At 37.1% G+C, this 15,738-nt stretch carries 11 protein-coding genes and 1 pseudogene; all 12 read left to right on the top strand.

Features of this window, described 5'->3' with window-relative positions:
• Positions 1-10 precede the first annotated feature (10 nt).
• A complete protein-coding gene (locus M5A78_RS00260; protein WP_248733288.1) occupies positions 11-2,188 on the top strand; it encodes a HAMP domain-containing methyl-accepting chemotaxis protein in 2,178 nt (725 codons plus the stop codon).
• Positions 2,189-2,521: 333 nt separating this feature from the next.
• Complete coding sequence (locus tag M5A78_RS00255) at positions 2,522-4,765, top strand: HAMP domain-containing methyl-accepting chemotaxis protein (RefSeq protein WP_248733287.1); 2,244 nt, start codon at positions 2,522-2,524, stop codon at positions 4,763-4,765.
• Between the two features lie 344 nt (positions 4,766-5,109).
• Positions 5,110-7,263, top strand: coding sequence for a methyl-accepting chemotaxis protein (locus tag M5A78_RS00250; RefSeq protein ID WP_248733286.1), 2,154 nt, complete (start codon positions 5,110-5,112; stop codon positions 7,261-7,263).
• A gap of 51 nt (positions 7,264-7,314) precedes the next feature.
• Complete coding sequence (locus M5A78_RS24775) at positions 7,315-9,468, top strand: HAMP domain-containing methyl-accepting chemotaxis protein (RefSeq protein ID WP_319942242.1); 2,154 nt, start codon at positions 7,315-7,317, stop codon at positions 9,466-9,468.
• 79 nt (positions 9,469-9,547) lie between these two features.
• On the top strand, positions 9,548-10,345 hold the full coding sequence (locus tag M5A78_RS00235; RefSeq protein WP_248733285.1) for a CheR family methyltransferase: 798 nt from the start codon (positions 9,548-9,550) through the stop codon (positions 10,343-10,345).
• A 97-nt stretch (positions 10,346-10,442) separates the two neighbouring features.
• Positions 10,443-10,886 carry a YaaR family protein gene (locus M5A78_RS00230; RefSeq protein WP_248733284.1) on the top strand — a complete coding sequence of 148 codons (444 nt, stop codon included), beginning with the start codon at positions 10,443-10,445 and terminating at the stop codon, positions 10,884-10,886.
• Positions 10,887-11,024: 138 nt separating this feature from the next.
• A complete protein-coding gene (locus M5A78_RS00225) occupies positions 11,025-11,447 on the top strand; it encodes a DUF6115 domain-containing protein (RefSeq protein WP_248733283.1) in 423 nt (140 codons plus the stop codon).
• Between the two features lie 15 nt (positions 11,448-11,462).
• Complete coding sequence (locus M5A78_RS00220; protein WP_248733282.1) at positions 11,463-12,353, top strand: flagellar hook-basal body protein; 891 nt, start codon at positions 11,463-11,465, stop codon at positions 12,351-12,353.
• A gap of 78 nt (positions 12,354-12,431) precedes the next feature.
• Positions 12,432-13,289, top strand: a complete 858-nt coding sequence (locus tag M5A78_RS00215; RefSeq protein ID WP_248733281.1) for a flagellar hook-basal body protein — start codon at positions 12,432-12,434, stop codon at positions 13,287-13,289.
• Between the two features lie 276 nt (positions 13,290-13,565).
• On the top strand, positions 13,566-15,116 hold the full coding sequence (fliD, locus tag M5A78_RS00210) for a flagellar filament capping protein FliD (RefSeq protein WP_248733280.1): 1,551 nt from the start codon (positions 13,566-13,568) through the stop codon (positions 15,114-15,116).
• Between the two features lie 195 nt (positions 15,117-15,311).
• Positions 15,312-15,511 (top strand): annotated as a pseudogene (locus tag M5A78_RS00205) (helix-turn-helix domain-containing protein).
• Between the two features lie 17 nt (positions 15,512-15,528).
• Positions 15,529-15,729, top strand: coding sequence for a hypothetical protein (locus M5A78_RS00200; protein ID WP_248733279.1), 201 nt, complete (start codon positions 15,529-15,531; stop codon positions 15,727-15,729).
• Positions 15,730-15,738 lie beyond the last annotated feature (9 nt).

Raw genomic sequence — 15,738 nt, 5'->3', positions numbered from 1 at the left:
AAGTTTAATAATGATTAGTAAAGCATCAAGTAAAACAAAAAGGTTATTATCCATGAATGTGAAACTATGGGGTAGTTATATCATCATCATATTATTCTTAACAACACTTGCTGTGGCTGCTTATAACAACATTTACTATTTAGGTAACCAAATAAAATTTATTGGGGATAAACAAGTTTCTAAGTATAAAATATTAGGAGACTTAAAAGATGAGCAAACACGTACGCGCCTCTTTGTAGTCAAGCATGTGTATCTGCCAGATGAAGAAAGTAAAGTGAAAATTGAACAGGCTATGGATTCCGAAGTCGCAAAAATAAGAAAGAATATTAAAGAACTAGATAAAATACTAGTTTATGGTCAAACTAAAAAAGATTTAGCAGAGTTCAGCAAAAACTTTGAGGCCTGGCTCGCTACTACACCAACTTACTTTAAAGATTCAAGAACCAATAATTATGATATTATAAAACCACAGATGGCCATAATGACAAGTCTTGGGGAAAAAGCAAACACTTCTCTTTTTAAAGTAGAAGCAGGTATCGACAAATATAACAATACTATCATCAAATATTCTCGCCAAGATGCTGTTAGTGCCATATATCAAATTCTAATTACTTTTGTTGTTTCAGTGCTATTTAGTATTATCATTTCCATCTTTATGACTAGACTTATACGCCGTACAGTTAATGGGGTTGTAAAAAATGTAGATATTACGACGGATTCTGTTACTGAAATTAAAAAATCTATTGATAAAACCGCGATTAGTGCACAAGAATTAGATGCTTCGATGAACAAAACAAACGATTCGGTCAGCGAACTTGTGGCTTCTATTCAACAGGTAGCAGGGAACACGAATGTAACCGCTTCTGGTGTTGATGAAATCTCCGCTGCCGTAGAACAAATGAGCGCGTCTATTAATTTAGTAGCGGGAAGTGCAGACCATTTAGCTTCATCAGCTGAAGAAACCTCTTCGGCTATTCAAGAAATGATGGTTTCTGTCGAACAAGTCGCTGGTAACGCTGGTAATGTAGGCGCTAGCGTGGAACAAATCTCATTAGCAATTGAATTAATGAGCAAGTCCATTGAAGGGGTAAGCAGGAATTCAGTTAGTTTGAATCAAACTGCTGAACAAACTTCCGAAACAGTGGAGGAAATGGTCGTATCCATCAAAAAAGTTGCAGACAGTGCACAAACCGTTAACCAACTTAGCAACTCTGTTAAGAATGATGCCCTTGAGGGAACAGTTTCTTTGAATGAAACATTAAATGGGATGAAAGAAATATCTCAGGTGATAAACCAAACAAGTGATGTAATGGAGAACTTGGGGAAAAGTTCTGAAGAAATCGGTAGTATTATCGAAGTTATTGATGATATCGCCGATCAAACGAATCTTTTAGCGCTCAATGCAGCGATTGAGGCTGCACGTGCCGGAGAACATGGAAAAGGATTTGCGGTTGTGGCCGAAGAAGTCCGTAAGTTAGCCGAACGTTCAGCAAAAGCAACAAAAGAAATTGCTGTCCTCATCAAAGGGATTCAAAATGAAACGGCTGTTGCTGTTACATCTATCACTGAGGGTGCTGATAAAGTAAAAATTGGAAATCAATTGGCAGAAAAAACAAATCAAGCAATCCAGAAAATTTCTGAAGGAATTGCTAGGGTAACAGAAGAAATGAACCTCATTGCCAAAGCCACGGAAGAACAAACGCAGAACAGCGAATTCATTACCAAAGCGGTTGAGAACTTTACAGAGCAAACAACAGAAATGACCTATTCTACAAAGGAACAATCAATAACTGCGGGAGAAATTGTTAAAGGAATTACAAATACAAAAAATGAGGTACATCAAATCAGGATATCAACAGCTGAACAAGCGAAAGGCGGTCGTGCCATCGTAGAAGCTATTGAAAATGTCACAACCCAATCTAGCTCTGTGACGAATGCAACGAGAGAACAGGCCCTAACTGCAGAAGAAATCGTTCACAGTATTAGTAATATTAAAGAAATGGTTCAACAAATGACCATTGCTACAAATGACCAAGCAAGATATGGTCAAGAAATCGGGTTAGAGGTTGCAAATGTTCAGAAACAAGCGGGAGAGTTAAATACAACCATTGAGACTCAAACAAAAGAAGTGGACGAGATAGTTCAATCAATCACGGAGGTAAATACACAAATTTTAAAACTTAAGTAAAGTATTTTTAATTGCAGAAACGCTTTCGCAAATTTTCGAAGGCGTTTTTTTAATCACTTTTTGATAGAAAGTAGATAACCATCAAAAAAATTTGATGAAATATTTAAAAATCATGGTAATATAAGGTATAAATAGGTTTCTATATTGTTATATATGTGGGTATCAAATTTCTTTGATTGTTAATCAAACTAGTAATATTTGTGATATGGCTACTGAAGCTATCGAAATGGAGCGGTTAGTAGTTGTATTTCGGACTATTTTGGTGGCTGCGGAAAAATTATTAGGGTATTGATTGAAAGAATTAATATTATCCGTATGAGGAGAGGCTAAAAAATGTGGAGAAAAGGATCAAGCAAAGAATTAAGTGAATGGTTTAGTAGTGTAATCCATAAAATGACCAGTAAAGTTCCAAAAAAATTATCTAGGAAAGTGGCCATAAATATGAATATAAAACTATGGGGAAGTTTTATATTCATTCTTTTATTGTTATCATCCATATCGATTGTTTCATATAATAAAATAAACGTTTTAAGCGATGATGTGCTATACATAGGAAAAACTCAAGTACGAGAGATTCAATTAATAGGAGACTTAAAAGAAAAAGTTATTCAGATTCGTCTTAATGCAACTAAGCACGCTTATGAACAAAGTGATGATGATAAAGCAAAATTAGAAAAGGTTGTTAATGAAGACATCGTAATAGTAAGAAAAAAAATAAAAGAAATAGACAAAAAATTATCTTCTGATAAAAATAATCAATTATTTAAAGAGTTCGACAAAGAATTTGAAAATTTCGCTCATGTTATTCCATCTTTTCTTAAAAAATCAAGTAGCAATGATTATTATACAACACATGGAAGCTTGGGGGTATTAGCCTACCAAGGGGATATGACGATTGATGCACTTGATAAAGTTTCTAAAAATGTTCAAAAGGACACCAATGGGATTATCAATCAAGCCGAAAAGGATTCAACTCGTTCGTATATTCAAATTATCGTCGTTTCTGTTGTTGCGATCCTGTTTAGCATCTTAATAGCATTCTTTATTACGAGACTTATTCGTCTCGCAGTTATTAGAGTTGTAAATAATGTAGAAACCACCGGTAAATCGGTTGCTGAAATAAAAAAATCGATTGATAAAACTTCTTTTAGTGCACAAGAATTAGGTGCCTCAATGAACAAAGCAAATGATTCCGTAAGTGAACTTGTTGCCTCGATTCAACAGGTAGCAGGGAACACCAATGTAACGGGTTCTGGTGTGGATGAAATCTCAGCTGCAGTGGAACAAATGAGTGCATCTATTAATTTGGTGGCAGCTAGTGCAGACCATTTAGATATTTCTGCCGAAGAAACATCTTCCGCTATTCAAGAAATGATGGCTTCTATCGAACAAGTAGCAATGAACGTTGGAAACGCTGGTACAGGTGTAGAACAAATCACAAAGGCCATTGAATTAATGAGCAAGTCCATTAATGGGGTTAGTGAAAATGCCATTAATTTAACGACTACGGCTGAACAATCCTATGAAACAGTGGAAGAAATGGTCGTATCGATTAAGAAAGTTGCAGACAGTGCGCAAACGGTTAACCACCTCAGCAACACTGTTAAGAATGATGCCCTTGAAGGAACGATCTCACTGAATGAAACATTGAATGGGATGAAAGAAATTTCTCAAGTGATTAACCAAGCAAGCGATGTAATCGAAAACTTAGGAAAAAGTTCAGAAGAAATCGGCAGTATTATCGAAGTCATTGATGATATCGCTGATCAAACCAATCTATTAGCACTCAATGCTGCGATTGAAGCCGCACGAGCTGGAGAACACGGAAGGGGATTTGCGGTTGTTGCTGATGAAGTCCGTAAACTTGCTGAACGGTCTGCAAAAGCAACAAAAGAAATTGCTGTCCTCATCAAAGATATTCAAAAGGAAACCGCTGTTGCCATCACCTCAATTAAAGAAGGTGAACAGAAAGTAGATGTTGGAAATCAATTGGCGGAAAAAACGAATCAAGCAATTAAGAAAATATCTGCAGGTATCGCCCTAGTGACAGAGGAAATGAACCAGATTGCTAAAGCCACCGAAGAACAAACGAAGAATAGTGAATTCATCACCCAAGCGGTTGAGAATGTGACGAAGCAAGCCACAGAAATGACACATTCTACAAAAGAACAAACAATTACGGCTGAAGAAATTGTAATCGGTATCAATAATACAAAAGAACAAGTTGAACAAATCAGTCTAGCAACAGCAGAACAAGCACAAGGCAGTCAAGCAATTGTAGCAGCGATTGAAAATGTCACCACCCAATCGAGCTCTGTGACAAACGCCACCAAGGAACAAGCCCTAACGGCAGAAGAAATTGTTCGCAATATCAGCAGTATAAAAGAAATGGTCCAACAAATGATGATAGCGACGAATGACCAAGCTAGGTACGGTGAAGAAATCGCATTAGAGGTTGGAAATGTTCAGAAACAAACAGAAGAATTAAACGCTAGTATCGAAACTGAAACTAAAGAAGTGGACGAGGTAGTACAGGCAATTACAGAGGTAAATACACAAATAGTAAAGCTAAAATAATAGGATTATGAAAAAAATGCCTTCGCAGAATTTGCGAAGGCATTTTTTCTATTACGTCGAAAAAATTAAGATGGAATAGATTCGCTCAATTTGTTTTTGATGGATGAGTTTTTTATTAAAAACACCAAATAAACAAAAACTATCAAAAAATGTTTGAATCTATACTGAAAAATTATGGTAATATGATATATATATTCCTCTTCTTCGGGGACGACATTTTATTTTTACTACTAAATACGAAAATTTACTGGAAGACATCACAAATTTAGATGTACTGATAGAAATTATTAATGCTTTATTAATGATAAAGATTGATTTGAATCGGAAAAAGGAGTGAGTAAAAAATGTGGAATAAAGTATCAATGACTGTGAGAATTTGGGGTGGATTTATCTTCATCCTATTATTATTAGTGTCAATATCGATTGTTTCTTACAAAAATATCAACGTTTTAAGTGAAAATGAACATTTTATTGGAAATACTCAAGTCAAAAAAGCTGAATTAATAGGTAGTTTAAAAGAGGAGTTTACTCGTGTTCGACTTTATGTTGAAAAGCATGCTTATGAGCGTGCCCCAGAAGATAAAGCAAAAATGGAACAAGCTGTTAATAAAGAAATTTTAAACGTTAAAAAGAATATAAAAGAAGTGAATAAACTAAATCTTCCTGATGAAAATAAAAAGTTATTAGCTGAGTTCAGCGATAATGCGGAAGAATACTTTACCATGCTTCCCTCTTTTTACAAGGAATCTAGAGGCAACAATTATGAATATGTCCATGCAAAGATAAATATATTAGCACCTCTGGGAGAAAAAACCGTCACTTCTCTAAATGACCTTACGACTAGCGCTAATAGAGATATTTCTGCTTCAATAAAAAATTCTGAACAAGACACATCCCGTGCTACTACTAATATTATTATTATTTCTGTAATAGCTACCCTTTTAAGCATCATAATTGCATTTGTAATTACTAAACTTATTGGTCGTTCTGTAAGAGGGGTGGTTAATAATGTAGATATCACTATAAATGCTACAACTGAAATAAAAAAATCTATTGATCAAACCGCTGGTAGTGCCCAAGAATTAGATACTTCGATGAATAAAGCAAATGATTCAGTGAGTGAACTTGTTGCATCTATTAATCAGGTCGCGGGGAATACGAATGTAACTGCTTCTGGTGTGGATGAAATCTCTACAGCGGTGGAACAAATGAGTGCTTCTATTAATATAGTAGCAGGTAGTGCAGTTCAGTTGGATGGATCTACAGAAGAAACATCTGCTGCCATTCAAGAAATGATGGTTTCAATCGAACAAGTAGCTAGAAACTCTGTAAATGCTGGTGTTGGTGTAGAACAAATTTCAAAGGCAATTGAATTAATGAGCAATTCCATTGAAGGTGTAAGCAAAAATGCTATTAGTTTGCACCAAACTAGTGAACAATCTTCTGAAACAGTCGAGGAAATGGTCGTATCAATCAAGCAAGTGGCAGAAAGCGCTCAAACAGTTAACCAACTAAGTCATTCTGTTGAGAATGATGCACTTGAAGGAACCGCCTCGCTGAATGAAACATTAATTGGGCTGAAAGAAATTTCACTAGTGATTAACCAGGCAAGCGCTGTTATCGAGAACTTAGGAAAAAGTTCTGAAGAGATCGGCAGTATTATCGAAGTCATCGATGATATAGCGGATCAAACTAATCTGTTAGCTCTCAATGCTGCGATTGAAGCGGCACGGGCGGGAGAACATGGAAGAGGATTTGCAGTTGTAGCTAATGAAGTTCGTATACTTGCTGAAAGGTCTGCAAAAGCAACAAGAGAGATTGCAGTTCGAATCAAAGATATTCAAAATGAAACCGCTGTAGCCGTTACTTCGATCAAAGAAGGTGAGCAGAAAGTAAAAGTTGGAAATCAATTAGCAGAAAAGACTAATCTTGCATTCAAGAAAATTTCTAAAGGTATTGCCCAAGTGACGGAGGAAATGACCCAAATTGCCAATGCTACGGTAGAACAAACGAAGAAAAGCGAATTTATTATAAATGTGGTTGAGAATGTGACGAAACAAGCAACAGAAATGACGCATTCAACAAAAGAACAGTCGATCACGGCTGAAGAAATCGTAAAAGGCATCCAAGATACTAAGGGTCAGGTTCAACAAATCAGTATCGCTACGGCTGAACAAGCAAAAGGAGGTCGAGCCATCGTAGAGGCAATTGAAAATGTCACTTCCCAAACAAGCTCTGTGACAAACGCCACCAAGGAACAGGCCCTTACTGCCGAAGAAATCGTTCGCAATATTAGTAGTATTAAAGAAATGGTTCAACAAATGATGATAGCGACGAATGACCAAGCAAGATATGGTCAAGAAATCGCGTTAGAAGTTGGAAATGTACATAAACAAACAGAAGAGTTATATGCCAGCATTGAAATGCAAACCAAAGAAGTGGATGAGGTGTTTCATGCGATTAATGACGTAAATACACAAGTAAATAAATTGAAATAATCTATCACTATTGCATTTTATTAGAAAAGCAGACAAAAAGGAGATTTAGGGATGTTAAAAAATTTTTCAATGAAGACAAAATTATGGGCTAGTTTTATTGCTATTTTATTATTACTTTTCATTATAAGTGTTAGTTCTTATATAAACATAAATAAATTGTCTAATTCAATAAATGATATAACCAAAAAGGAAGTTATTCAAGTAACAACACTCGGTAAACTTAGCGTCAATATGACTCGGGTAAGATTATTCGTTGCAAAGCATGGAACGGCATATGACCAAGCCACGATGGCAATGTCAGAGAAATTTTTAAATGAAGATATTAAACAAATAGATGCTAATTTAAAGATTTTACGTCCAATGCTAATAGAAAAAAAAGACAAACAACGACTAAATGAATTTGAACACCAATTCAATGAATATCAAAAACTGATTCCACTTGCTTTGGATAGATCGAGAGCGATGGACATGAAAGGATTTACAGAGGTGTTTAATAAGTGTGGTCCAATTGGGGAAAAGGCTGTTGCTCAATTATCCGCGATGCAGACTGATCGAGAAGAGGCATTGAAGAAGACTACCGAAGAAACTTCAAAAGCTGCTAAGACAAGCAAGACTATAATAATAATGATTTCCGTTATTTCAACACTTTTAAGTTTAATTATTGTATTTTTGATTACAAAATTAATTTCGCGTTCGGTAGTAGGGGTTGTAAACAATGTAGAAAATACCACTAAATCTGTTACTAAAATTAAAAATTCAATTGATAAAACAGCTATCAGTGCACAAGAATTAGATACTTCAATGAACAAAGTGAATGATTCCGTCAGTGAACTTGCCACTTCTATTCAGCAAGTAGCAGGGAATACCAATGTAACGGCTTCTGGTGTCGATGAAATATCTGCTGCAATCGAACAAATGAGTGCTACCATTAATTTTGTGGCAGAAAGTGCAGGCAATTTGGATAGTTCTGCTGAAGAAACATCTGCGGCTATTCAAGAAATGATTGTGTCTATTGAACAAGTTGCTGGAAATGCTGGAAATGCCGGTATAGATGTGGAACAAATTACTTTAGCAATTGATTTAATGAGTAAGTCGATAGACGGTGTAAACAAAAATGCCATAAGCTTGCACCATACCGCTAAACAATCATCCGAAACAGTAGAAGAAATGGTTGTTTCAATCAAGAAAGTGGCAGAAAGTGCCCAAATTGTTAACCAACTTAGTAACTCTGTAAAGAATGATGCCCTTGAAGGAACTATCTCGCTGAATGAAACATTAAATGGGCTGAAAGAAATTTCTCAAGTAATTAACCATGCTAGCGATGTAGTGGAGAACCTAGGAAGAAGTTCTGAAGAAATCGGCAGCATTATTCAAGTCATTGATGATATTGCCAATCAAACTAATCTATTAGCACTGAATGCCGCAATTGAAGCGGCACGTGCTGGTGAACACGGGAAAGGGTTTGCGGTTGTTGCCGATGAAGTGCGGAAACTTGCCGAACGTTCTGCTCAGGCTACAAAAGAGATTGATATCCTCATCAAAGGGATTCAAAATGAAGCAGTTGTTGCTGTCACCTCTATCAAAGAAGGGGAGCAGAAGGTAGAAGCTGGAAATCAATTGGCGGAAAGAACAAATCAAGCCATCAAGAAAATATCTACCGGCATAACCCAAGTGACAAAGGAAATGAATCTAATTGCTAAATCCACCGAGGAACAATCGAGGAATAGCGAATTCATCACAAAAGCAATTGAGAATTTTACGGAGCAAGCAACAGAAATGACTTATTCTACCAAAGAACAATCAACTACTGCTGAAGAAATCGTTATAGGTATTACGAATACAAAAAATCAAGTTCAACAAATCAGTATCGCAACGGCGGAACAAGCGAAAGGCGGTCGTGCCATCGTAGAGGCAATAGAAAATGTCACGACTCAAACTAGCTCTGTGACAAACGCCACTAAGGAACAAACTCTTACTGCTGAAGAAATCGTTCGCAATATCAGCAGTATAAAAGAAATGGTCCAACAAATGATGATCGCGACGAATGACCAAGCAAGATATGGTCAAGAAATCGCATTAGAAGTTGGAAACGTTCAAAAACAATCAGAAGAGCTAAATGCCAGCATTGATACCCAATCCAAAGGAGTGGATGAGGTTGTCCACGCAATCACTGAGGTAAATACACAAATGGTAAATATTAAGTAATTTTCTTATGGGATGGAACGCTTCCACATCATAGGAGGAAGCGTTCCATCAGATTCCCGCTTAAAAAGGAAGAGATCATGTGATACATAAATGGATGGAATTGGCGTTGAAAATAAAGGGATTTTGCGGAATTGATTTTACTATGAATCTCGCAGGATTAGATTTGAAAGTATCGAGAAGGCTTAATGAATTGGGATTAATATTAGAAGAATACACCTCCCATTTACAAAAAGACCCAAAAGAATGGGATAAACTCGTGGAACATATCACGATAAATGAAACCTACTTTTTTAGGGAATTCAACCAACTAGAAGAATTTCAGAACTTGATAAAGAAACAATCAGGAAAATTAATCAATGTGTGGTGTGTTCCTTGTTCTACAGGAGAGGAGGCCTATTCACTAGCCATCTTGGCAAAGGAGTTAGAAGCTTCATCGGGCAATCGAGTTAGGATTGTGGCATCGGATATTAATAAAAAGGTGTTGGAGCATGCCAAAAAAGGATTTTATTCAAAGAATTCCTTATCATTCAGAAGACTTCCGGATAACAAAGAATATCTTAAAAAGTATTTTATTGAAACAGATATTGGCTATGAAGTAAAAAATGAAATCAAACAAATGGTTACATTTGAACCATTTAATTTGACCGATTACTCATCATACGCAAAATACAATCAAATTGATTTTATATTTTGTCGGAATGTCTTGTTTTATTTTAATGAAGCGATCATAAAAGAGGTAATTAGGAGTTTTCATGGGACACTTAGCAATGATGGATACTTATTTTTAGGTCACGCGGAGTCCATCTCAAGCTTTGAAAGCAAATTTGTCTCTGTACACACCAAAGATACTTATTACTACAAAAAAGATATTCTGTGATTTTTAATGAATTTTGTGTAAAGTTACGGTATAATGATAACATTATTTTGATGTATTTTGATATTTTTTCAAGGTAAAATTTAGGAGGTGAATCCTTTTGAAAATACAAGAACCGGTAAGGATAAATTTGGGTGACCAAAGGCAAGTAACAACCGAGCGGAATTCCGCTAATTCAGCATCTTTTCAAAAAATTATGAACTCCTATTCCAAAGAACTCACCCAGGATCACCTCCATCAATTGCTACAGGACATTGATAAACAAGGCGTGCAGCTAAGCGAAAAGCCAACTTTTAATGAACTCCGCAAATATAAAAATTTGGTCAAACAATTTATGGGTGAGGTAACAAAAAACGGGATGGGCTTGTACCAAACCGAAAGCTGGGATCCGTATGGTGGGAATAAAAAACTGAAAACTGTTCAAGTACTCGACAAAAAATTGATGGAATTAACGGATCACGTATTAAACCAACAAAATGGCGGTCTATCCATTTTGGAACGAATCGGAGAAATCAAAGGCTTATTAATTAACCTCTATACATAATCATTCCCTTGTTGATAAGACAATCATGTCATGGCAGAATGATGGGGAAAAAGGTCCATAGCCAATTTAAGCAAGCGGCGTTGTAACGATTCTGGCGATTACTACTTTAGATAAGATAACTAGAGAGGGAGCGAACAGGTGCAAACATATGTAAACGAAATCCTTTTAGGGCTCAATTTGATTGGCGTCATTTATTTGATTGTTCAGGGCTCGCTCCGGCGGAAGATTGCTCCTAAGGAGGAGTTGTATCAAAAAATGAACGATAACCAAAAACAATTGACTCGAGAAATCAGCGAACTAAAAATGACCCTCAAACATTATCAGCAAACATTAAAGCAGGAGTCCGAGCAATGGAGAATTGAGAGACAAACACTAGAAGCATCCATAAAGGCAACTAGAAAAACGATGAGTGGGCAGGATTTATTATTAAATGACAGGTATAAAGAAATATTTGATTTACAGGATCAAGGACTTTCCGTGGATCAAATTGCGAAAAAACTTGAAAAAGGATCCGGTGAAGTAGCCTTCATATTACAGCTGGCTGCTCAACAACGTAGCTAAGAAGGGGGTATAATCATGATAAGAGGTTTGTATACGGCAGCTTCAGGAATGTATTCTTTGGAGCGAAAGCAAGAAACATTAGCCGATAATCTGGCTAATGCGCAAACACCAGGATATAAGAAGGATGATACCGTCCAAAGGGCGTTCCCGAAACTATTAATGCAGCGGATTCAGGACTTTAATGAAAAAGGAAACGTCACATTTGGTGGCGACTTCCAATTACCTGGACAGCCTGTTCCGATTGGCGAACTTTATAACGGTGTGTATACACAGGAACGCATACCTAGTTTCGGTCAAGGGTCACTGGTACAAACGGATAATCCGTTGGACCTTGCAATTGAAGATCAAGGGATTCCTGCGCAAATGGTCAATGGTCGGCTAGTAAAACCGGCTGCCTTCTTTGCCGTACAGCTTCCTGATGGAACCGTTGGCTACACGAGAAATGGGAAGTGGGATTTAGATGCAAACGGTCACCTTGTAACATCAGAAGGTTACCAGGTTTTAGGAGCGGATCATAAGCCAATCCAAATCACAGATAGTATTCGTAAAGAAGATTTGTTTATTAACGCGGATGGTCAGTTAATTGCTTATCCTAATGATCCGTCCAAAACAAGGCTGGCCGGACAAATTGGGATAGCAGTGGTACAAAATCCAGCCGAACTTCATCGCTCTGGAGGGAATGTATTCCAATCTGCTAATCCAGTACCATTTATTCAAGATGCTGGAGGAACCAATCCTGGCATTTCTCTTTACCAAGGATTCATTGAACAGTCGAATGTCGATACAGGTCAAACGATGACAGACATGATGATGGCGATAAGAGGGTATGAAGCAAATCAAAAGGTGATTAGCGTGTACGATAACTCCTTACAACAACTTTACTCCGTTGGAAAGATGAATGGATAAAGTAAAGCTTCCCTAAATAGGAGTCGTGCTTACCCTAAATGTGCATTAATATAACTTTACGAATAGGAGATAAGGAATTTGAATACATCATTATTTATCTCATCAGGTGCTTTGCAATCATACCAGCAGAAAATTGATACTACGGCAAACAATGTGGCCAATGTCAACACTACAGGCTTTAAACGTAAGGACCAAAGCTTTTCTGAGATTTTAGCTTCGCAAATTAATAATCAACCTCGATCATACCAGGAAATCGGTAGGCTTACTCCTAATGGACTACGAGTCGGTTATGGCGTGCGGACAGGACTTACGCAACTCGATATGCAGCAAGGACAAGCGATTCAAACAGGTAATCCTTTTGACCTGATGATCTCTGGAAATGGATTTTTCCAAGTCGGTTATCCGTCTACAGCAGCGGGGGGACCTATTGATGTGCGATATACACGAGACGGGAATTTCCACGTAAGTCCGGATGCAAATAAACCGGGAAGCTATCATATAGTAAACGCAAACGGAGGTTATCTACTAGATCAAACTGGCAAACCGATTGAACTAGATGGTCAGTATCAAGTAAACATTGATTCAACAGGGCAAATTCAGCTAAAAAGTAAAAATGGTCAAGGTGCTTCATCCATCTCACCACAGCAAGTGGGCATTGTAGACATTCAAAATCCCCATGTCTTACAAAATGTTGGTAATAATGAATTTGCGATTGATCCAACCGCATTAGCAAATGGGACAAATGCATCCACCTATGTGAGAATGATGCTCCTTGGAGAAGCGCAAATCTCAACCGGATATCTAGAAGGATCGAATGTGGATTTGGGGAAAGAGATGACTGATCTGATGACTACGCAGCGGGGGTTTCAAATGAACGCTAGAGCGGTTTCGTATGCGGATCAGATGTCAGGGATTGCAAATAATATATTGAAGTGATTTTTAGAAACTGCCGCATCCTGGTGAATCCTGCTAGGTAATTGCGGCTTTTTTTACATATCTACCAAGTTGAAAATCATCTATGGATTAGGGTAGATAATATTATTAACTTCTTTTTAAACTATTTTGATATTTTTCCGATAGATAATAATACACGGGTAATTACTTATGGAATGCCTAAAAAAGAAATAATTCATCCTAGAATCGAACATAAAATCCCAAACGTAATAAAAAAATTTTTGCGAAAAATAGATTGTAATAAAGGAGGAACACGATATGGTTAACTTGACAACACATATATCCGGACTAGCATCAGGTTTGGATACGGAAAAAATAGTAAGTGACATGATGAAGGTAAATAGAATTCCTTTGGACAAACTGCAACAAGCGAAAACGCTTAACAAATGGAAAACGGATGCCTATCGAGAAATCAACTTGAAAATAGCTAGTTTCAGAGACGCAATGCAGGATTTAAGACTGCAAGGAACGTTTAACGCTCAAAAAGTGTCTTCGAGCAATGCAAGTATTGATGTTTCAATGGTAGGTGAGTCTAAACTTCTAAACTTCACGATTTCAGAAGCAAAACTTGCTACCTCGGCAACAGGTAGTTCAGTCAGTTTTGACACGAAAATAGGTAACGGCAAGGACAAAATCGACCCTAATGCTGTCGCTGACATAACGTTTAACCTTAATGGAATTGAAATCACCATACCTAAAGATAGTACCTTTGACCAGGCAATTGCACAAATCAATTCGAAAAGTGCAGACACAAATGCCAAAGTCGCAAATGTTGGGGGTTCATTAGTATTTTCATCCACTGAAGCAGGCGCAGGTAAACCAATCACGATATCCAATTCTAGCCCTGAAACGCAGTCGTTGTTAAAGATAACGAACGGAGCTACTAATGCTGCTAATCCAGCTGAACAATTTCCTAATGGTACCTATTCCAACGGACAAGCAGCTGAATCGGGTTATGTTGTCATCAATGGTACAAAAATCACTGTTTCTGATAACACCTTTACTTATGATGGTGTTCAAATTAAATTAAAAGCAGAGGTTTCTGCGGGTAACCCAGCTTCAGTAAGTGTCGCTTCAGATACCGATAAGATTTTTGACAAATTGAAGATCTTTGTTGATAAATATAATGAGCTAGTAAAAGATTTTAATGACAAACTCTCTGAGAGTAAAAACCGTAAATATCCACCTTTAACCGAGGCACAAAAGAAAGATATGAAAGAAGCAGATATTAAGTTATGGGAGGATAAAGCAAAAAGTGGTCTACTCGCAAATGATCCTGCGATCCGTCAATTCCTTACACAGCTTCGTTCAAGCATGAGTGAGATTATTAAAGGAGAAGGGATTAATCCATCTTTTGACTCGCTTCCAGAAATCGGAATCACAACTAGCAAGGATTACAAGGACAATGGTAAATTAGTTTTAGATGAGTCTAAGTTAAAATCACTTTTGACCACTAATCTGACTGATATCCAAAAAATGTTTTCCACCAAGTTCGAGACTGATAATCCGAATGATACAACTATAACAAGTGCTGACAAACACAAAAATAGTGGATTTGCGATCAGGGTTTATGATCGGATTAGCGATACTTTATCACAACTAAAAGTAAAAGCTGGGGCACCAGGAACGATTTCTGTTAACAGCGTATTAGGAAAAGAGGCAGCCTCAATTGACGAAAGAATGGTAAAAGTTCAGAACCGAGTATATGCGCAAGAGCAAGCCTTGTGGACAAAATTTAACGCTATGGAAAAAGCCCTGCAACAACTAAATAGCCAGAGTTCATTTTGGTCTAATCAACTTGGCCAATAGTAATTTCAACATTGTTCAAAAGAGTCATTCTTTATGATATGATCCCCTTATAGTAGACAGATAAAAGAAAGCATACTAATCTGTCTACTATGGAGGGGATTTTTTATGGGGAAAAATATAAGGATAACATACGATGTCACATTTAAGAAAAAAGCTATAGATATATACCTAATAGAGGGTATGGGGTAAAAAACCATTGCGAAGGAATTAGGTATTGATCATTCAGTCGTACGACGCTGGGTTAAACATTTTAAGGCTGAAGGATAAAGGGGCTGGAGGAGAAACGAGGAAAGGCAAAAGGACCTGGTATGGGCAGACCAAGAACCCACCCTGAGGATTCAGAAGTTAATATTAAACGTCTTGAAGCGGAGAACGAAATGCTAAAAAAGCTCTAAAAGATGTAAAAGGGGGAATGGAAGAAGTACCAACACATAAGAAATACGGAGTAGTCAAAGAAATGTCTGAGGGGAACTATTCTATTCAATTGTTATGCAAGATCGCACAGGTATCAAAAAGTGGATATTACGAGTGGTTAAAACGACAAGAGTCGCCCACTAAAAAGCAGCTAGAGGATGAAGAAATTAAGAAAAAAATCATGGAATGTTATAAATAACTTAAGGAG

Source organism: Neobacillus rhizosphaerae (genome assembly GCF_937468385.1).
Lineage (GTDB): Bacteria > Bacillota > Bacilli > Bacillales > Cytobacillaceae > Neobacillus > Neobacillus rhizosphaerae.
The sequence above is the reverse complement of the archived record's forward strand: the minus strand, read 5'-3'. Positions and strand labels throughout refer to the sequence as shown.

What these genes read in the sequence shown, in the direction of transcription:
- M5A78_RS00260 (WP_248733288.1), top strand. Translation starts at nt 11, where the DNA reads ATGATTAGTAAAGCATCAAGTAAAACAAAAAGGTTATTATCCATGAAT.
- M5A78_RS00255 (WP_248733287.1), top strand. Translation starts at nt 2,522, where the DNA reads ATGTGGAGAAAAGGATCAAGCAAAGAATTAAGTGAATGGTTTAGTAGT.
- M5A78_RS00250 (WP_248733286.1), top strand. Translation starts at nt 5,110, where the DNA reads ATGTGGAATAAAGTATCAATGACTGTGAGAATTTGGGGTGGATTTATC.
- M5A78_RS24775 (WP_319942242.1), top strand. Translation starts at nt 7,315, where the DNA reads ATGTTAAAAAATTTTTCAATGAAGACAAAATTATGGGCTAGTTTTATT.
- M5A78_RS00220 (WP_248733282.1), top strand. Translation starts at nt 11,463, where the DNA reads ATGATAAGAGGTTTGTATACGGCAGCTTCAGGAATGTATTCTTTGGAG.
- fliD (WP_248733280.1), top strand. Translation starts at nt 13,566, where the DNA reads ATGGTTAACTTGACAACACATATATCCGGACTAGCATCAGGTTTGGAT.
- M5A78_RS00200 (WP_248733279.1), top strand. Translation starts at nt 15,529, where the DNA reads ATGGAAGAAGTACCAACACATAAGAAATACGGAGTAGTCAAAGAAATG.